This window comes from Variovorax sp. P1_H12_2, assembly GCF_056405335.1.
This window is the reverse complement of the sequence record NZ_JBFUCI010000093.1, coordinates 1-17,723: the sequence shown is the minus strand read 5'-3', so window position 1 is coordinate 17,723 and position 17,723 is coordinate 1. Positions and strand designations below refer to the sequence as shown.

At 66.9% G+C, this 17,723-nt stretch carries 18 protein-coding genes; 10 read left to right on the top strand and 8 right to left on the bottom strand.

The window, feature by feature from the left end:
- The 8 genes from AC1D2K_RS12085 to AC1D2K_RS12050 all read left to right on the top strand — a co-directional run.
- Positions 1-128: DUF1688 family protein (locus AC1D2K_RS12085; RefSeq protein WP_478089075.1), on the top strand; the 128-nt coding region annotated here is incomplete at its 5' end.
- A gap of 54 nt (positions 129-182) precedes the next feature.
- Positions 183-812: a uracil phosphoribosyltransferase gene (gene upp / locus AC1D2K_RS12080; protein WP_478089074.1), complete on the top strand. Its 630-nt coding sequence runs from the start codon at positions 183-185 to the stop codon at positions 810-812.
- Positions 813-966: 154 nt separating this feature from the next.
- Complete coding sequence (locus AC1D2K_RS12075) at positions 967-1,968, top strand: BMP family protein (RefSeq protein WP_478089073.1); 1,002 nt, start codon at positions 967-969, stop codon at positions 1,966-1,968.
- Complete coding sequence (locus AC1D2K_RS12070) at positions 1,965-2,891, top strand: 5'-methylthioadenosine/S-adenosylhomocysteine nucleosidase (RefSeq protein WP_478089072.1); 927 nt, start codon at positions 1,965-1,967, stop codon at positions 2,889-2,891. The genes AC1D2K_RS12075 and AC1D2K_RS12070 overlap by 4 nt, the downstream gene beginning before the upstream one ends.
- Positions 2,892-2,897: 6 nt before the next feature.
- Positions 2,898-4,427 (top strand): ABC transporter ATP-binding protein, encoded by a 1,530-nt coding sequence (locus AC1D2K_RS12065; protein ID WP_478089071.1) that lies wholly within the window; start codon positions 2,898-2,900, stop codon positions 4,425-4,427.
- Positions 4,424-5,485, top strand: coding sequence for an ABC transporter permease (locus AC1D2K_RS12060; RefSeq protein ID WP_478089070.1), 1,062 nt, complete (start codon positions 4,424-4,426; stop codon positions 5,483-5,485). The genes AC1D2K_RS12065 and AC1D2K_RS12060 overlap by 4 nt, the downstream gene beginning before the upstream one ends.
- Positions 5,486-5,567: 82 nt before the next feature.
- On the top strand, positions 5,568-6,491 hold the full coding sequence (locus tag AC1D2K_RS12055; RefSeq protein ID WP_478089069.1) for an ABC transporter permease: 924 nt from the start codon (positions 5,568-5,570) through the stop codon (positions 6,489-6,491).
- On the top strand, positions 6,491-7,771 hold the full coding sequence (locus AC1D2K_RS12050) for an amidohydrolase family protein (RefSeq protein ID WP_478089068.1): 1,281 nt from the start codon (positions 6,491-6,493) through the stop codon (positions 7,769-7,771). Before AC1D2K_RS12055 ends, AC1D2K_RS12050 begins: the two co-directional genes overlap by 1 nt.
- A 12-nt stretch (positions 7,772-7,783) precedes the next feature.
- Here the strand turns inward: AC1D2K_RS12050 and AC1D2K_RS12045 are convergent, their stop codons facing one another.
- The 6 genes from AC1D2K_RS12045 to icd form a co-directional block, all read right to left on the bottom strand.
- On the bottom strand, positions 7,784-8,302 hold the full coding sequence (locus AC1D2K_RS12045; protein WP_478089067.1) for an N-acetyltransferase family protein: 519 nt from the start codon (positions 8,300-8,302) through the stop codon (positions 7,784-7,786).
- 11 nt (positions 8,303-8,313) lie between these two features.
- Positions 8,314-9,756: an exodeoxyribonuclease I gene (gene sbcB / locus AC1D2K_RS12040; protein WP_478089066.1), complete on the bottom strand. Its 1,443-nt coding sequence runs from the start codon at positions 9,754-9,756 to the stop codon at positions 8,314-8,316.
- A gap of 3 nt (positions 9,757-9,759) precedes the next feature.
- A complete protein-coding gene (gene cls / locus AC1D2K_RS12035; RefSeq protein WP_478089065.1) occupies positions 9,760-11,217 on the bottom strand; it encodes a cardiolipin synthase in 1,458 nt (485 codons plus the stop codon).
- A gap of 89 nt (positions 11,218-11,306) precedes the next feature.
- Positions 11,307-13,628, bottom strand: coding sequence for an ATP-dependent Clp protease ATP-binding subunit ClpA (clpA, locus tag AC1D2K_RS12030; RefSeq protein ID WP_478089064.1), 2,322 nt, complete (start codon positions 13,626-13,628; stop codon positions 11,307-11,309).
- Positions 13,629-13,695: 67 nt separating this feature from the next.
- The gene (gene clpS / locus AC1D2K_RS12025; protein WP_158724591.1) at positions 13,696-14,055 is read right to left on the bottom strand and encodes an ATP-dependent Clp protease adapter ClpS; all 360 of its coding nucleotides are present in this window, start codon (positions 14,053-14,055) and stop codon (positions 13,696-13,698) included.
- A gap of 241 nt (positions 14,056-14,296) precedes the next feature.
- A complete protein-coding gene (icd, locus tag AC1D2K_RS12020) occupies positions 14,297-15,556 on the bottom strand; it encodes an NADP-dependent isocitrate dehydrogenase (RefSeq protein WP_478089063.1) in 1,260 nt (419 codons plus the stop codon).
- Positions 15,557-15,719: 163 nt separating this feature from the next.
- On the opposite strand from icd, the gene AC1D2K_RS12015 reads away from it, so the two are divergent.
- Both AC1D2K_RS12015 and AC1D2K_RS12010 read left to right on the top strand, forming a co-directional pair.
- Positions 15,720-16,067, top strand: coding sequence for a cell envelope biogenesis protein TolA (locus AC1D2K_RS12015; RefSeq protein ID WP_478089062.1), 348 nt, complete (start codon positions 15,720-15,722; stop codon positions 16,065-16,067).
- 177 nt (positions 16,068-16,244) lie between these two features.
- Positions 16,245-16,700 carry a DUF192 domain-containing protein gene (locus tag AC1D2K_RS12010; RefSeq protein WP_478089061.1) on the top strand — a complete coding sequence of 152 codons (456 nt, stop codon included), beginning with the start codon at positions 16,245-16,247 and terminating at the stop codon, positions 16,698-16,700.
- A gap of 70 nt (positions 16,701-16,770) precedes the next feature.
- Here AC1D2K_RS12010 and AC1D2K_RS12005 read toward each other — a convergent pair whose 3' ends face one another.
- On the bottom strand, positions 16,771-17,352 hold the full coding sequence (locus AC1D2K_RS12005; RefSeq protein WP_478089060.1) for a superoxide dismutase: 582 nt from the start codon (positions 17,350-17,352) through the stop codon (positions 16,771-16,773).
- Positions 17,353-17,449: 97 nt separating this feature from the next.
- Positions 17,450-17,723 (bottom strand): exodeoxyribonuclease VII large subunit (locus AC1D2K_RS12000; RefSeq protein ID WP_478089059.1); only part of this gene is annotated, 274 nt, incomplete at its 5' end.

Sequence of the window (17,723 nt, the reverse complement as noted above, 5' to 3'; positions counted from 1 at the left end):
GCGAGGAAGAGTTGCCGCTGGCCCGCGTCCTCGAAGGCGGCACCTGGGCCGCCGGCCGCGTCATGGCACAGCGCTTGCGTGATGGTGCGCCACCCCTGCGCATCGTGAGCGACGGCACCGTCTTCTAGACTCCACCCTTCTTCTTTCATTCAACAAGAACGCCCCCGCGCTTCCAGAACGCCATGAGCAACGTCCACCTCGTCGACCACCCTCTCGTCCAGCACAAGCTCACCTTGATGCGCCGCAAGGAAGCCAGCACCAACAGCTTCCGGCGCCTGCTCAACGAGATCAGCATGCTGATGGCCTACGAGGTCACGCGCGACATGCCGATGCAGGACATCGAGATCGAAACCCCGCTCGAGACCATGAACGCCAAGGTGATCGACGGCAAGAAACTGGTGCTGGTGTCGATCCTGCGTGCCGGCACCGGCATCCTCGACGGCATGCTCAGCGTGGTGCCCGGCGCGCGCGTGGGCCACATCGGCCTGTACCGCGACCCCAAGACGCTGACCGCGGTCGAGTACTACTTCAAGATGCCCGGCGGCATGGAGGATCGCGACGCGATCGTGGTCGACCCGATGCTGGCCACCGGCAACTCGGCGGTGGCCGCGGTCGAGCGCCTGAAGGAGTTGAATCCGAAGTCGATCAAGTTCGTCTGCCTGCTGACCTGCCCCGAAGGCATCAAGACCTTCCAGGACGCCCACCCCGACGTGCCGATCTACACCGCCGCCATCGACCGCCAGCTCAGCAGCCACGGCTACATCCTGCCGGGCCTGGGCGACGCGGGAGACCGCATCTTCGGGACGAAGTAGCTCGCCCCCAGGTTGCCCGGCACTGCGTGTCCGGGCGCCCACCCCCTACCGGGGGCAACACCTGCGGCCCGGCAAAGCCGGTTCCGCGGTGTTTCACGAACAAGACAGGGTACATGTCGGTCGTTGGTTGATTTCTAACTCGAGGAGAAGCGCAGTGACAATTCGCCGTCAAATGATCATCCGTTCGGTCGCCGTCGCGGCCGCGCTTGCGGCCGGGGCACCGGGCCTCGCGCTCGCGCAGGCCAAGCTCAAGGTGGYGGCGGTGTACACCGTGCCCTTCGAGCAGCAATGGGTCGGCCGCATCCACAAGGCGCTCAAGGCGGCCGAGGCGCGTGGCGAGATCGAGTACACGGCGACCGAGAACGTCGCCAATGCCGACTACGAGCGCGTCATGCGTGAGTACGCGACCGCCGGCAACCAGTTGATCCTCGGCGAGGTCTTCGGCGTCGAGGCGGCCGCGCGCAAGGTCGCCAAGGACTTCCCCAAGACCGCCTTCCTGATGGGTTCCTCGCTGAAGCCGCAGGCGCCGAATTTCTCGGTCTTCGACAACTACATCCAGGAGCCGGCCTACCTGTCGGGCATGGTCGCCGGCGGCATGACCAAGTCCAACAAGATCGGCATGGTCGGCGGCTTCCCGATCCCCGAGGTCAACCGGCTCATGAACGCCTTCATGGCCGGCGCGAAGGAAACCAACCCGAAGGTCGAGTTCAGCGTGAGCTTCATCAACAGCTGGTTCGATCCGCCGAAGGCCAAGGAAGCCGCCTTCGCGATGATCGACAAGGGCGCCGACGTGATGTATGCCGAGCGCTTCGGCGTCAGCGATGYGGCCAAGGAAAAGGGCAAGCTCGCGATCGGCAACGTGATCAACACGCAGGACAAGTACCCCGACACCGTGGTCGCCGCCGCGCTCTGGAACTTCGAGCCCTCGGCCGACCGCGCGATCAAGCTCGTCAAGGAAGGCAAGTTCGCGGCCGAGGACTACGGCCCCTACTCGATGATGAAGCACAAGGGCTCCGAGCTGGCGCCGCTGGGCACCTTCGAGAAGAAGGTGCCGGCCGAGATCGTCGCCAAGGTCAACGCCAAGCAGGCCGAGATCCTCGCAGGCAAGACCACCGTCAAAGTCGACGACAACCAACCGAAGTCGACCGCCAAGTGACGCTCGCTCGAAGACTGGGCGCGCTCGCGCTCGGCGCAGCGCTGGCGGGCTGCGCGGCGGTCGCACCCGACACGCATTCGGCAAGGCTCGACGAGACGCCCCGCATGGCGGTGGTCTCGGCCTTCCAGCCTGAACTCACGCTGCTGCAGTCGCGCCTGCAGAACCCGCGCAGGCACAGCGTCAACGGCGTCGAGTTCAGCACCGGGACGCTCGAGGGCCAGCCGGTGGTGCTGTTCCTCTCGGGCATCAGCATGACCAATGCGACGATGAACACGCAGCTCGTGATCGATCGCTTCAAGGTCACGCACGTGGTGTTCAGCGRCATCGCCGGCGGCGTCAATCCGCAGCTGCACATCGGCGATGTGACGGTGCCGGCGCAATGGGGCCAGTACCTCGAAGCGCTGATGGCGCGCGAGACGGCCCCGGGCAAGTACAGCGCGCCGGCCTGGATGAAGGACGCCACCCTGCCCGCCTTCGGCATGATGCATCCGCGGCCGGTCGAGGTTCGCTCGGCCGCCCAGCCGGGCATCACGAAGAAATTCTGGTTCGAGGCCGATCCGAAGATGCTGGAGGTGGCGCGGGCGATCCGCAGCGTCGAGCTGGCCGACTGCAATGCCGGCAAGTGCCTGAGCCGCAAGCCCCGCCTGGTGGTGGGCGGCAACGGCGTCTCGGGCCAGGCCTTCATGGACAACAAGGCCTTCCGCGAATACACCTTCAAGACCTTCGAGGCCAACGTCCTCGACATGGAAACCGCCGCCGTCGGCATGGTCGCCTACAGCAACGGCGTGCCCTATATCGCCTTCCGCTCGCTGAGCGATTTGGCGGGCGGCGGCGAGGGCGAGAACGAGATGGGCACCTTCATGGGCATCGCAGCCGACAACTCGGCCAAGGTGCTGCTCGCCTTCCTCTCGCGCTGGAAGTAGACCCGCTTGTCCACTGTTCTTGCGCTGCGCGGCATCACCAAGCGCTTCGGCACGCTGCTGGCCAACGACGCCATCTCGCTCGACCTCCAGGCCGGCGAGGTGCTCGCGCTGCTCGGCGAGAACGGGGCCGGCAAGTCGACGCTGATGTCGATCCTGTTCGGGCACTACGTGGCCGACGAAGGCCGCATCGAGGCTTTCGGCCGCCCGCTGGCAGCTGGCAACCCGAAGGCGGCGCTGGCCGCGGGCATCGGCATGGTGCATCAGCATTTCACGCTGGCAGACAACCTGAGCGYGCTCGACAACGTGCTCATCGGCACCGAGCCGCTGTGGCAGCCCTTCTCGCGCCGCCGCGCGGCGCGCGCCAAGCTGCTGGACGTGGCCCGGCGCTTCGGCCTCGCGGTGCAGCCGGAAGCGAAGGTCGCAGACCTGTCGGTCGGCGAGCGCCAGCGCGTCGAGATCCTCAAGGCGCTGTACCGCGATGCGCGCATCCTGATCCTCGACGAACCCACGGCCGTGCTCACGCCGCAGGAAAGCGAGGCGCTGTTCCACACCCTGTCGCAGATGGTGGCTGAAGGCCTGTCGATCATCTTCATCAGCCACAAGCTGGGCGAGGTCCTCAGGGTCTCGCACCGCGTCGCGGTCCTGCGCGGCGGTGCCCTGGTGGCCGAGGCGCGCACCGGCGACACGACGCAGGCGCAGCTGGCGCAATGGATGGTCGGCCATGCCATCGAACACACCTCGCGACGCCCGGCCGGCCAGGTCGGCGATGCGGTCTGCGTGCTCGACCATGTGCGCACCGCCGGCAGCGGGCACGACCGCCTGCGCGACGTGTCGCTGACGCTCAAGGCCGGCGAGATCACCGCCATCGCGGGGGTCTCGGGCAACGGCCAGGTCGCCCTGGCCGAGCTCCTGAGCGGCACGCGGCGCGCCATCGCGGGCACGGTCCGTCTGATGGGTCGCGACCTGCCGCCTTCGCCGGCCCGACTGGTCCAGCGCGGCGTCGCGCGGATCCCGGAAGACCGGYACGCGGTCGGCGTGGTGGGCGACCTGCCGGTGTGGGAGAACGCGGTGTCGGAGCGCCTGCGCAGCCGCGCCTTCTCGCGCTGGCTGTGGGTCCGGCGCGGCGCCGCCAAGGCCCACGCGAAAAGCGTGGAGAAGGCCTTCGACGTGCGCGGCGGGGGTCTCGACTCGCCGGCGCGTGCACTGTCCGGCGGCAACATGCAGAAACTGATCCTCGGCCGCGCGCTGCTGGCGCCCGCGTCGACCAGCGCGCCGAACAAGGTCGCGCGACTGATCGTCGCGCACCAGCCGACCTGGGGCCTGGACATCGGCGCGGTCGCGTATGTGCAGCAGCAGCTGATCACGGCGCGCGATGCCGGCGCCGCGGTCCTGCTGATCTCGGACGACCTCGACGAGGTGCTGACGCTCGGCGACCGGGTCGCTGTGATGCACGGCGGCCAGCTCGGCGAACCGCGCGCGGCCTCGGCCTGGACGCGCGAGGCGATCGGGCTCGCGATGGCAGGGGCACGGACATGAGGCTGGAGCGCCGCCACCAGGCCTCGCGCACGGCGCTGGCGATCGCGCCCTTCGGCGCGATCGCCTTCACCTTGCTGGTCAGCGCGCTGCTGGTGCTGTGGGCCGGCGCCCCGGTGGGCCGCACCTATGCCCTCCTGCTGCAGGGCGGCTTCGGTTCGGTGTTCGCCTGGAGCGAAACGCTGACCCGCGCCACTCCGCTGATCCTCACCGGGCTGGCCGCGACGGTGGCATTCAAGGCCAGGCTCTTCAACATCGGCGCCGAAGGCCAGCTCTACGCCGGCGCGCTGGCGGCGGTGGCCGTGGGCGGCCTGCATGGCGGCACCGGCTTCGAGCTCCCCATCTGGCTGCTGTTTCCGCTGATGATGCTGGCCGCCGCGATCGCGGGCGCGCTGCTGCTGCTGGGGCCGGCGCTGATGAAGAACCGGCTCGGCGTCGACGAGGTCGTGACCACGCTGCTGATCAACTTCATCGTGCTGCTGGGCGTCTCGGCCATGCTCGACGGGCCCATGAAGGACCCGACCGCGATGGGCTGGCCGCAGAGCGTGTCGCTGCAGTCGGAGCTCGAGCTCGGCCGGCTGATCGCGCAGACCCGCGTGCATACCGGGCTGGTCTGGGCCGCCGTGCTGTCGGTGCTGGTGTGGGCGCTCTTCAAGTACACCGTGATCGGCTTCGACATCCGCGCGGTCGGCGCCAATGCGCGCGCCGCTGCGTTCGCGGGCGTGCCGGTGACGCGAACCGTCGTGACGGTCGCGCTGCTCTCGGGCGCGCTGGCCGGCCTGGCCGGCGCGATCGAGGTGACGGGCCGCACCGGCTACGTCACGCTCGACCTGTCGCCCGGCTACGGCTACAGCGGGATCGTGATTGCGATGCTGGCCGGCCTGCATCCGCTCGGCGTGCTGGCGGCGGGCGTGTTCGTGGCCGGCGTGATGGTCGGCGCCGACACCATGAGCCGCGCCATCGGCGTGCCGACCTACATCGCCGACGTGATCGTCGCCGCCTCGCTGATCGCGGTGCTGGTGGCGACGCTGCTGACCCAGTACAAGGTCCGATGGAAATGAGCGCAGCGACGGGCCGCCCCGAGCAAGCTCGCACCCCCTTGGGGGGCCGCGAGGACACGGAGTGCCGAGCGTGGGGGCGCCAATGACGGACGTCGCCGAGATCCTGTCGAACGCGGCCTTCTGGGTCGCGGTGCTGCGCATCGCCACGCCGCTCATCTTCGGCACCCTGGGCGTGCTGCTGTGCGAACGCGCGGGCGTGCTGAACCTCGGCATCGAGGGCATCATGGTCGCCGGTGCCTTCACCGGCTGGCTCGCGGTCCATGCGGGCGCACCGCTGTGGGTCGGCGTCGGCGTCGCCGCGCTCACGGGGGCGGCGTTCGGCCTGCTGCACGCCTTCCTGACCGTGGGCCTGGCGCTGTCGCAGCACGTCTCGGGCCTGGGCATCACGCTGCTCGCGACCGCACTGAGCTACTACGGCTATCGCGTGAGCTTCCCGAAGGTCAGCACGCCGCCCACGGTCACGCCCTTCGCGCCGATGGAGTGGCTCCGGATCCCGGTGCTCGAGGCACAGACGCCGCTCACGCTGCTTGCCCTGCTGCTGGTGCCGCTGCTCGCCTATGGGCTCTACCGCACCCCCCTGGGCCTGGCGGTGCGCATGGTCGGCGAGAACCCGCAGGCGGCCGAGGGCCAGGGCGTGTCGGTCGCCGCGACCCGCACCGGAGCGATCGTCGCCGGCTCGGCGCTGATGGGCGTGGCGGGTTCCTTCCTCACGCTGTCGGCGTTCAATGCCTTCTTCTTCAACATGATCAACGGCCGCGGCTGGATCTGCGTGGCGCTGGTTGTGTTCGCTTCCTGGCGGCCCGGCAAGGCGCTGCTCGGCGCCCTGCTGTTCGCCTTCTTCGACGCCTTGCAGTTGCGGCTGCAGCAGTCGGGCGAGGCGCTGCTGCCCTACCAGATCTACCTGATGCTGCCCTACCTGCTGTCGATCCTCGCGCTGGTGCTGGTGGCGCGCCGGGCCGGCTACCCGCAGGCGCTCATGAAACCCTATCGCAAAGGAGAACGCTGATGCTCGACCTCCTCGTTCGCAACGCGGCCCTTCCCGATGGCCGCACCGGCATGTCGATCGCGGTCCAGGACGGCCGGATCGCCGAAGTCACGGCCGGGCTCGCCGCGCCCGCGAATGAAACGCTCGACGCCGACGGCCTGCTCGTCACGCCGCATTTCGTCGACCCGCACTTCCACATGGATGCGACCCTGAGCTACGGCCTGCCGCGCATCAACCAGAGCGGCACGCTGCTCGAAGGCATCGCGTTGTGGGGAGAACTCAAGCCGCTGCTCAAGGCCGAGGCCTTGATCGAGCGCGCGCTCGCCTACTGCGACTGGGCGGTGGCCAAGGGCCTGCTCGCGATCCGCAGCCACGTGGACACCAGCGACCCCAGCCTGCTCGCGGTCGACGCGCTGCTGGAGGTCAAGCGCCTCGTGGCGCCCTACCTCGACCTGCAGCTGGTCGCCTTTCCGCAGGACGGCGTGCTGCGCTCGCCCGGCGGCGTCGACAACCTGAAGCGCGCGCTCGACAAGGGCGTCGACGTGGTCGGCGGCATTCCGCATTTCGAGCGCACGATGGCCGACGGCGCGGCCAGCGTGAAGCTCCTGTGCGAGATCGCGGCCGAACGCGGCCTGGCGGTCGACATGCACTGCGACGAGTCGGACGATCCGCTGTCGCGCCACATCGAGACCCTGGCCTTCGAGGCCCAGCGCCTCGGGCTGCAGGGCCGGGTCACGGGTTCGCACTGCACCTCGATGCATTCGATGGACAACTACTACGTCAGCAAGCTGCTGCCGCTGATCGCCGAAAGCGGTGTCGCCGTGGTCTCGAACCCGCTCATCAACATCACGCTGCAAGGACGCCACGACAGCTACCCCAAGCGCCGCGGCATGACCCGCGTGCCCGAGCTGATGGCCGCCGGCGTCAATGTCGCCTTCGGCCACGACTGCGTGATGGACCCCTGGTACGGCATGGGCTCGGCCGACATGCTGGAGGTCGCGCACATGGGCCTGCACGTGGCACAGATGACCAGCCAGGACGGCATCCGCGCCTGCTTCGATGCCGTGACCGTCAACGCCGCCCAGGTGATGCGGCTCGATAGCCACGGGCTCGAAGCGGGCTGYGACGCCAGCTTCGTGCTGCTGCAGGCGCGCGATCCGGTGGAGGCGATCCGGCTGCGCGCGCCCCGGCTCAAGGTGTATCGCAAGGGGCGCCTGCTGGCGGAAACGCCACCCGCGACCGCGGCGCTGCACCTTCCCGGGCGCGGCGCCCAGACCCGCTGGATGCCGCCCCGCGCCTGAGCCGCTGCGCGCTCAGGCCAGCGGGCCCACCGCGCACCACATGTGCACCTTCGAAAGAAAGGCTCCGCCCAGCGCCACCGCGTAGGGCTCCACCCCGAACACCTGGAAGCCGCAGCGCGCGTAAATCGACTGCGCCGCCAGATTGCCCTCGGTCACGGTCAGCTGGACCAGCCTGACGCCGTCCCTGGCCGCGGCCTGCGCCAACGCCGCCTCGACCAACTGCCGACCGACGCCCCCCTGGCGCACGTCCGCGGCCACATACATGCCGAACAGGCTGGCCTTGTGCCGCGCCTTCTCGCGCGACTCGAACTCCAGCCCGGCGGCGCCCACCAGGCGTTCACCGTCGAAGGCGCCCAGCACGATCTGCCCGGCCGCGGGCGAAGCGTCCAGGCGGGCGATCCACCACGACAAGGGCAGCGCGGCGCGCTCGGTCGCGCTCGAGGTGAAGGCGTCCGGGTGCTGCGCATAGGCGGCCAGCATCAGCGCCCGGTACGGCACGGCATCGGCGGGCTCGAGTCGGCGGACGGTCACCGTTGAATGCCTCACACCGTCGGCGCGATGGCCTCGGCGTACTCGTACAGCGCGCCGAGAATCTCTTCTGCGCGTTCGTCGGCCGTCTCGGCCAGCGTGTCGATCTCGGCGAACAGTTCGTCGACGTTGCGCGCACCGCCCTCGCCCTCGAGCAGCCGCGCGACGCGGTGCGCCTCCCAGCGCCCGGCCTCCTCCTCGCTCAGCGTGTCGGCGAAGTTGCGCGCGCGGTAGCGGAACAGCAGCTCCTCGAGCCGAGGATCGTCGAAGCCGGTGCGCGCCCGCGCGAGCTCGGCCGGCGACAGGCCGCGCAGCTGATTCAGGCGCCGACGGTCGCCGTTGCCGACGAAGCCGCCGTACAGGTCCTCGTCGACGTCCGGCGTGCCTTCCCGAGGCCGCTCGTACACCTGCGGCCAGATCGCGCTCATGTCGGGCAATGCCGCGGCGATCGCGGCATGGCGCAGCGCCGCCTCGACGTCGATGCCCCAGCGCGCCGCCATCGCCGGCGCCAGCGTCTTCAGGTTGCCGACCACCATCGGTGACTTGTTCAGATGGATGCCCTTGAGCGGCAGCCTCAGCACGCCCTCGGGCAGGTCGGCGCTGCGCGTGAACAGCCGCAGCCGCAGCGTCTCGACATCGAGGTCGCGCAGCTCGCTGGGGTCATGGGCCAGATCCCAGGCCAGCAGCTCGTTCTTGTTGGTCGGATGGCTCGCCAGCGGCCACATGACGGCCAGGCAGCCGCGTTCGGCCGGGAACATGCCCGACACATGCAGGAAGGGCCGCGCGGTCTCGCGCGTCGTCGGCAAGCCGAGTTCGCTGGCCACGCGGTCCTTGCGGTGCAGGCCGAAGGCGAAGTCGAACAGCTTGGGCTGCTTCTCGCGGATCAGCCGGGCCAGCGCGATCGTGGCGCGCACGTCCGACAGCGCATCGTGCGCCGCCTCGTGCAGCAGTCCGTTGGCTCGCGCCAGATCCTCGAGCTTGAAGCTCTGGCTGCCGTCGGCCTTCTTCGGCCATTCGATGCCGTCAGGGCGCAGCGCGTAGGTGAGGCGCACGACGTCGAGCAGGTCCCAGCGGCCGCAGTCGTTCTGCCACTCGCGCGCATAGGGATCGATCAGGTTGCGCCAGAACATGAAGCGCGTCACCTCGTCGTCGAAGCGGATCGTGTTGTAGCCCACGCCGATGGTGCCGGGCTGCGAGAACGCCTGTTCGATCTGCGCCGCGAACGCATGCTCGGGCATGCCGCGCTCGAGGCACTGCTGCGGCGTGATGCCGGTGATCAGGCAGGCCTCCGGGCTTGGCAGGTAGTCCGGGGCCGGCTGGCAATAGATCATCAGCGGCTCGCCGATCTCGTTGAGTTCGGCGTCGGTGCGGACGGCGGCGAACTGCGACGGCCGGTCGCGGCGCGGCACGACGCCGAAGGTTTCGTAGTCGTGCCAGAGGAAGGTATGAGGGGCCATGGGTCAAAGCAAGGGGGAAAAGAGGCGAGCGATCGAGTCGCCCAGGCGGYGCGGGAAAGGCTGGCGCCGGTTGGCCCGCACCGGCGAGGCACTGCGCAGATCGGTTTCGAACTGGGCGATCAGGGGCTTCGCGAGCGTTGTGCCATAGATCACGGCGCAGACCTCGAAGTTGAGCCGGAAGCTGCGGTTGTCGAAATTCGCGGTGCCGATCATCGCGCAGTTGTCGTCGACCACCAGCGTCTTGGAGTGCAGCATTCGCGCCTTGTATTCCCAGACCTTGACGCCGGCCGCGATCAGTTCGTCGTAGTACGAGCGCGCCGCCGCGCTCACGATCAGCGAATCGCTGCGCCGCGGCACCAGCAGCCGCACGTCGACGCCGCGCAGGGCCGCGCTGGTGAGCGCCATCATGGCCGGCTCGCCCGGCACGAAATACGGCGTCGTGAGCCAGGCGCGGTACGACGACGACTGGATCGCCGCGAGGTGCATCCGATGGATGGCCTCGAGCGCGCTGTCGGGCCCGCTGGTGATGATCTGCACCGGGATCTCGCCGGCGGCCTCGTGCGGCGGCAGGCGCGGCAGCAGATGGAGCAGGTCCGAATTCGTCAGGCGGGGGTCCTCGCCGGTCGCGTAGGTCCAGTCCTCGAGGAAGGTGGTCTGCAGCCAGCGCACCGCGCTGCCTTCGAGGCGCAGGTGCACGTCATGGTAGGCATCGGCACGGGTGCGCGAATCTTCCGCGTCGGTGATGTTCACGCCGCCCGTGAAGCCCACGCGGCCATCGCAGACGACGATCTTGCGGTGGGTGCGGTAGTTGGTCACCGGGCGCAGGCGCCGGCCGATGCGGGTCTCATGGAACAGCGCGACATGGATGCCGGCCGCATGCATCGGCGCCATGAACGTGCGGCCGATCCGCTTGGAACCGAGCGCGTCGAGCAGCAGCCGCACCGTGACGCCCTGCTGCGCACGCTCGATCAGCAGGTCGCGCAGTGCGGTGCCGATCTGGTCGGGCTCGAAGATGTAGTACTCGAGGTGGACGTGGTCGCGCGCCTGGCGGATCGCTTCGAAGATCGCGTCGAAGGTGCGCGCGCCCCCCGAGAGCAGCTCGGCCGAGGTCGCGCTCGACACCGGCAGGCCGCAGGCCGCCAGCCCCAGCGCGGCCATCTGCCGCAGGGCGGGCGGCGCCTCTTTTCTCGCGTCGCGCAGCATCGCCACGTCGGCGGGAGCGAGCGCACCGGCCCGGCCGCGCAACCGCTTCAGGCGCTGCTTCTTGAGCCGCTGCGGACCGAGGAAGTAATAGATGAGGAAGCCCGCGAACGGCAGCAGCGCGAGCGACAGGATCCAGCTCATCGTCGACACCGGAGCGCGCTTCTGCATCACGATCCAGACGGAAAGCACTGCGATATAGCCGCTCCATGCAAGGGAGAGGCCGGTCTTCCATTCCTGGCTGAGCTCGGGGAGGATCAAGGCGAAAGGTGATGAGTAAAACGACAAAGGCCGGTAGCAATGCTACCGGCCTTCTGATCGGACGATTCCGCCAAGACGGCGGAAGATGCTCAACCTGTCGCCGCCTCTTCGGCTTCGGGCTTGGCCCGGCCTTCCTTCTTGGCCAGCGGCTGGATGTCGAGCTGCACTTCTTCCTTGTCGTCGAGGTCGACGGTCAGGCGGCCACCCTCCTGCAGGCGTCCGAACAGCAGCTCGTCGGCCAAGGCACGACGGATGGTGTCCTGGATCAGGCGCTGCATCGGGCGGGCCCCCATCAGCGGATCGAAGCCCTTCTTCGCCAGATGCTTGCGCAAGGTGTCGGTGAAGGTGACGTCGACCTTCTTCTCGGCCAGCTGGGTCTCGAGCTGCAGCAGGAACTTGTCCACCACGCGCAGGATGATCTGCTCGTCGAGCGCCTTGAAGCTCACGGTCGCGTCCAGGCGGTTGCGGAACTCCGGCGTGAACAGGCGCTTGATGTCGGCCATCTCGTCGCCCGCCTGGCGCGCGTTGGTGAAGCCGATGGTCGCCTTGTTCATGGTCTCGGCGCCCGCATTGGTGGTCATCACGATGATCACGTTGCGGAAGTCGGCCTTGCGTCCGTTGTTGTCCGTCAGGGTGCCGTGGTCCATGACCTGCAGCAGCACGTTGAAGATGTCCGGGTGCGCCTTCTCGATCTCGTCGAGCAGGAGCACCGCGTGCGGCTTCTTCGTGATGGCCTCGGTCAGGAGACCGCCCTGGTCGAAACCGACGTAGCCCGGAGGCGCGCCGATCAGCCGGCTCACCGCATGGCGCTCCATGTACTCCGACATGTCGAAGCGGATCAGCTCGATGCCCATGATGTAGGCGAGCTGCTTGGCCGCTTCGGTCTTGCCGACGCCCGTGGGGCCGCTGAACAGGAACGAGCCGATCGGCTTGTCTTCCCGGCCCAGGCCCGAACGCGCCATCTTGACGGCCGAAGCCAGCACCTCGAGCGCCTTGTCCTGGCCGAACACCACGCTCTTGAGGTCGCGCTCGATGGTCTGCAGCTTGCCGCGGTCGTCGTTCGAGACGTTGGCCGGGGGAATGCGCGCGATCTTGGCGACGATTTCCTCGACCTCGGTCTTGCTGATGGTCTTCTTGCGCTTGTTCGCGGGCAGGATGCGCTGGGCGGCACCGGCTTCATCGATCACGTCGATCGCCTTGTCGGGCAGATGACGGTCGTTGATGTACTTGGCGCTGAGCTCGGCGGCGGCCTGCAGCGCGGCCACGCCGTACTTCACGCCATGGTGTTCCTCGAAGCGCGACTTCAGGCCCTTGAGAATGTCGACCGTTTCCTGCACGGTCGGCTCGACCACGTCGACCTTCTGGAAGCGACGCGAYAGGGCCGCATCCTTCTCGAAGATGCCGCGGTACTCGGTGAAGGTGGTCGCGCCGATGCACTTGAGCTGGCCGCTCGAGAGCGCCGGCTTGAGCAGGTTGGACGCGTCCAGCGTGCCGCCCGAGGCGGCGCCGGCACCGATCAGCGTGTGGATCTCGTCGATGAACAGGATCGCGTTCGGCTTGTCCTTGAGCGACTTCAGGACGCCCTTGAGCCGCTGTTCGAAGTCACCGCGGTACTTGGTGCCGGCCAGCAGCGCGCCCATGTCGAGCGAGTACACGTTCGATTCGGCCAGGATCTCCGGCACGTCGTTCTGCGTGATGCGCCAGGCCAGGCCCTCGGCGATCGCGGTCTTGCCGACGCCGGCCTCGCCCACTAGCAGCGGGTTGTTCTTGCGCCGGCGGCACAGGATCTGGATCACGCGCTCGACCTCGTACTCGCGGCCGATCAGCGGATCGATCTTGCCTTCCTTGGCGAGCTGGTTCAGGTTCTGCGTGAACTGCTCGAGCGGGGACGACTTCTCGTTCTTCTCGCCGCCACCGTCCTCACCTTCACCCGAGGAGGCGTCGCTGCTGCCCTTKGCGGCTTCCGGCGGATCGCTCTTCTTGATGCCGTGGGCGATGAAGTTCACGACGTCGAGGCGCGTCACGCCCTGCTGGTGCAGGTAGTAGACCGCGTGCGAGTCCTTCTCGCCGAAGATCGCCACCAGCACGTTGGCGCCGGTGACTTCCTTCTTGCCGTTGCCGGTGGACTGCACGTGCATGATGGCGCGCTGGATCACGCGCTGGAAACCCAGCGTCGGCTGGGTGTCGACATCGTCGGTACCCGCCACCTGGGGCGTGTTGTCCTTGATGAAGTTGGTGAGCGACGCCCGCAGGTCGTCGACGTTGGCCGAGCAGGCGCGCAGAACCTCTGCTGCGCTCGGGTTGTCCAGCAAAGCGAGCAGCAGGTGCTCCACCGTGATGAACTCGTGGCGCTGCTGCCTGGCTTCTACAAAAGCCATGTGCAGGCTGACTTCCAGTTCCTGGGCAATCATGTGATTTCCTTTTGCCTTGCTGTAAATAATTTGTCAGATGGGTTGGAGCGCGCCTAAATCAACAGGTTCACTCGACCGGTTCGCTGACGCATTGCAGTGGATGCCCGGCCTGGTGGGCCGCTTCCATCACCTGATTGACCTTGGTGGCCGCCATGTCGCGGGAATACACCCCGCAGACACCCCGGCCATCGAGGTGGATCTTGAGCATGATCTGGGTCGCGGTTTCCCGGTCCTTGTTGAAGAACTCCTGGATCACGACGATCACGAACTCCATCGGCGTGTAGTCGTCGTTGAGCATGACGACCTGGAACATCTGGGGCGGCGCGGTCTTCTGCGGTCGCCGCTCGAGCACGACCGCATCGCCATCGTCCCGCCTCGGCTTCACGGCCGGCGGCGTCTTGGGGGTCGAAGGGATTCTGGTAGCCATGAAATTCATTTTATAGAGCCGCCGCGGGTTGCACTCGCCGTTGTGGCACAACTGGTGGCGGGTTTGTGACATTCAAGTCGAATGCGGTCGGATCTGCGCCTCGGCCTCATGCAAGCAGCATGCCCCGGCGGCAAAACAACCGCTGGCCCAGGGCTTTTCCTGCCCAAGAAAAAGCCCCGGCACCTGTCGGCCCGGGGCTTGGGGGGTCGGGGCGTCCGTCACGGACGCGCCAGCGCCCTTTTTACATGTTGTCGATCATGACCTGGCCAAAGCCCGAGCAGCTGACCTGGGTGGCGCCCTCCATCAGCCGCGCGAAGTCGTAGGTGACCTTCTTGCTGGCGATCGACTTTTCCATCGAGCTGATGATCAGGTCGGCCGCTTCGGTCCAGCCCATATGGCGCAGCATCATTTCGGCCGAGAGGATCTCGGAACCCGGGTTCACGTAGTCCTTGCCGGCGTACTTGGGCGCGGTGCCGTGGGTGGCCTCGAACATCGCGACCGTGTCGCTGAGGTTGGCGCCGGGGGCGATGCCGATGCCGCCGACCTGGGCCGCCAGCGCGTCCGAAACGTAGTCGCCGTTCAGGTTGAGGGTCGCGATCACGCTGTATTCGGCCGGGCGCAGAAGAATCTGTTGCAGGAATGCATCAGCAATCGAATCCTTGACGGTGATTTCCTTGCCCGATTTCGGGCTCTTGAACTTCATCCAGGGCCCGCCGTCGACCAGTTCGGCGCCGAATTCCTTGGCCGCCAGGCCATAGGCCCAGTCGCGGAAACCGCCTTCGGTGAACTTCATGATGTTGCCCTTGTGCACGATCGTGACACTGGGCTTGTCGTTGTCGATCGCGTACTGGATCGCCTTGCGCACCAGGCGCTCGGTGCCTTCGCGCGACACCGGCTTGATGCCGATGCCGGAGGTGTTCGGGAAGCGGATCTTCTTGACGCCGAATTCGTCCTGCAGGATCTTGATGAGCTTCTTCGCCTTGTCGCTCTCGGCCTCGAATTCGATGCCGGCGTAGATGTCTTCCGAGTTCTCGCGGAAGATCACCATGTTGGTCTTGTGCGGCTCCTTGACCGGGCTGGGCACGCCGTCGAAATACTGGATCGGGCGCAGGCAGACGTAGAGGTCGAGTTCCTGACGCAGCGCGACGTTGAGCGAACGGATGCCGCCGCCCACCGGGGTGGTCAGCGGGCCCTTGATCGACACCACGTAGTCACGCACCGCGTGCAGCGTTTCCTCGGGCAGCCAGACATCCGGGCCATAGACCTTGGTCGACTTCTCGCCCGCGTAGACCTCCATCCAGTGGATCTTCTTCTTGCCGGCGTAGGCCTTGGCCACGGCCGCATCGACCACCTTGAGCATCACGGGCGTGATGTCCAGTCCGGTGCCGTCGCCCTCGATGAACGGGATGATCGGCTGATCCGGCACATTGAGCGAATTGTCGGCATTGACCGTGATCTTCTGGCCTGCGGCCGGGACTTTGATGTGCTGATAGCTGGACATGAGGACGAGGACTCCGGATGGGATGAAGACTGGAAGACTTGGAGATTCCAGCCGCCTGATTAGCTTTAGAATTTTAGACGCAACCGGAGGAGCCCGAGGGAACTGTCAACCATGGCCGTGTTGGTTTCGTTGTTGACAGACCTTCTGCTGGCCGGGAGGCGTTTTGAAATCCATTTCCATTGAGGAATCCGTAATGAGCAAAGTTCTCGCAGTCATGATGGCCGGCCTGTTCGCAGCTGGTGCATACGCCCAAGGCACCTCGCAAGAAGCCGCCCCCCAGACTGACACCAAGTCTCAGCAGCGCGCCCAAGAGCGTCGCGCCGACAAGCCGCAAGGTCAAGTGCGTCCCCAAGGTGGCGACACCGCGAACACCGCGGAAGGCAGCGGCGGCCTGACTCAGAACAAGTCGACTGCAGCCGCGCAAAACCGCACCGCCACCCGCGACGATCGCCGCCGCAACAAGGACGGCAGCGTCCGCAAGATGAACCCGCAAGGCGGCACGCCCCAGTAATCGGAATAATCCGAATTCAAATAAGGCGCTCTTCGGAGCGCCTTTTTTTGTCCGGGCGAATAGTCTGCCCAACCTCATTGGGGAAAATCCCACCAAATTCGAGGTAAGCTTTGCTTTCAACGAATCTGCCCGCCTCTGCGGGCATTCTTGTTTGCGCTGCCGTCCCGAAAGTCGACCATGTTCCTGCGTTTTTTCAGTCTTCTCGCGCTATCAGTTTCTTTCACCGCATCTGCGGCGCATGCCCAGGAAGCGCAAAGCCAGCTGCAAAGGGTCCGGATCACCGCCGGGATGTACCAGATCGACGCCCAGGTTGCCCAGACGCCGCGGCAGCGCGAGATCGGGCTCATGTTCCGCAAGGAAATGCCACAGGCCGAAGGCATGGTTTTCGTGTTCGAGCAGCCGGCCACCCAGTGTTTCTGGATGAAGAACACGCTGCTGCCGCTGACCGCGGCCTTCGTCGCCGACGATGGCCGCATCGTGAACCTGGTCGACATGCAGCCGATGAGCGAGGAATCGCACTGCTCGAAGGAACCGGTGCGCTACGTGCTCGAGATGAACCAGGGTTGGTTCGCGAAGAAGAACATCAAGGCTGGCGCCAAGCTCGGCGGCGAGCTGTTCACCCGCCCGCGCTGAGCGATCGTCCGACCCATGAAAAAGCCGACCCTCGGGCCGGCTTTTCGTTGTCGGGGAACCGGGAGTCGGATCAGCCGAAGTTCTTGGCCACGAAGTCCCAGTTCACCAGCTTCGCGAGGAAGGTCTCGACGAACTTGGGGCGCAGGTTGCGGTAGTCGATGTAATAGGCGTGTTCCCAGACGTCCACGGTCAGCAGTGCCTTGTCGGCGGTCGTGAGCGGGGTGCCGGCGGCGCCGGTGTTGACGATGTCGACCGAACCGTCGGCCTTCTTCACCAGCCAGGTCCAGCCCGATCCGAAGTTGCCCACGGCCGACTTCACGAAGGCTTCCTTGAACGCCGCGTAGCTGCCCCACTTGGCGTCGATCGCCTTGGCCAGCGCGCCCGTGGGCTCGCCGCCGCCCGCGGGCTTCATGCAGTTCCAGAAGAAGGTGTGGTTCCAGATCTGGGCTGCGTTGTTGTAGATGCCGCCGCTGGACTTCTTGACGATGTCCTCGAGCGTCATGCTCTCGAACTCGGTGCCCTTCTGCAGGTTGTTCAGGTTCACGACGTAAGCGTTGTGGTGCTTGCCGTAGTGGTACTCCATCGTTTCCTTCGAATACTCGGGCGCCAGCGCGTCCAGTGCGTACGGCAGGGGAGGAAGAACGTGTTCCATGATTTTTTTCTCGCGGGTTGGTTGAGGGAATCGGAGATTCTAGGAAGGATTCGCGGGCAAGGCGTCGGACGTCGCCGCGATGTCCTTGTTGCAGCCGCTATTGCATCACTTTCAGGTCGACCGTGCCGTCGGCGAGCCGGGCCTTGACCTCGTCGCCGGGCGCCAGGCTGGCGGCACTCGTCACCGCATGGCCCTCGGCATCGGTGAGCCAGGCGTAGCCGCGCTGCAGCACCAGCGCGGGATCGAGCAACTGCAGGCGCAGCGCCGCGCGCTCCAGCCGCTCGCGGTGACAGGCGATGGTGGTGCGCAGCCCCAGCGGCGCCCTCGCCTGCAAGGCCTGCCGTGCCTGCGCGAGACGGTCCATCCTGGCG

Excerpts from the sequence above, each read along its gene's own strand:
- AC1D2K_RS12005 (WP_478089060.1), bottom strand. The coding sequence starts at position 17,352 with ATGGAACACGTTCTTCCTCCCCTGCCGTACGCACTGGACGCGCTGGCG.
- AC1D2K_RS12060 (WP_478089070.1), top strand. The coding sequence starts at position 4,424 with ATGAGGCTGGAGCGCCGCCACCAGGCCTCGCGCACGGCGCTGGCGATC.
- AC1D2K_RS12010 (WP_478089061.1), top strand. The coding sequence starts at position 16,245 with ATGTTCCTGCGTTTTTTCAGTCTTCTCGCGCTATCAGTTTCTTTCACC.
- sbcB (WP_478089066.1), bottom strand. The coding sequence starts at position 9,756 with ATGGCCCCTCATACCTTCCTCTGGCACGACTACGAAACCTTCGGCGTC.
- AC1D2K_RS12055 (WP_478089069.1), top strand. The coding sequence starts at position 5,568 with ATGACGGACGTCGCCGAGATCCTGTCGAACGCGGCCTTCTGGGTCGCG.
- icd (WP_478089063.1), bottom strand. The coding sequence starts at position 15,556 with ATGTCCAGCTATCAGCACATCAAAGTCCCGGCCGCAGGCCAGAAGATC.
- clpS (WP_158724591.1), bottom strand. The coding sequence starts at position 14,055 with ATGGCTACCAGAATCCCTTCGACCCCCAAGACGCCGCCGGCCGTGAAG.
- upp (WP_478089074.1), top strand. The coding sequence starts at position 183 with ATGAGCAACGTCCACCTCGTCGACCACCCTCTCGTCCAGCACAAGCTC.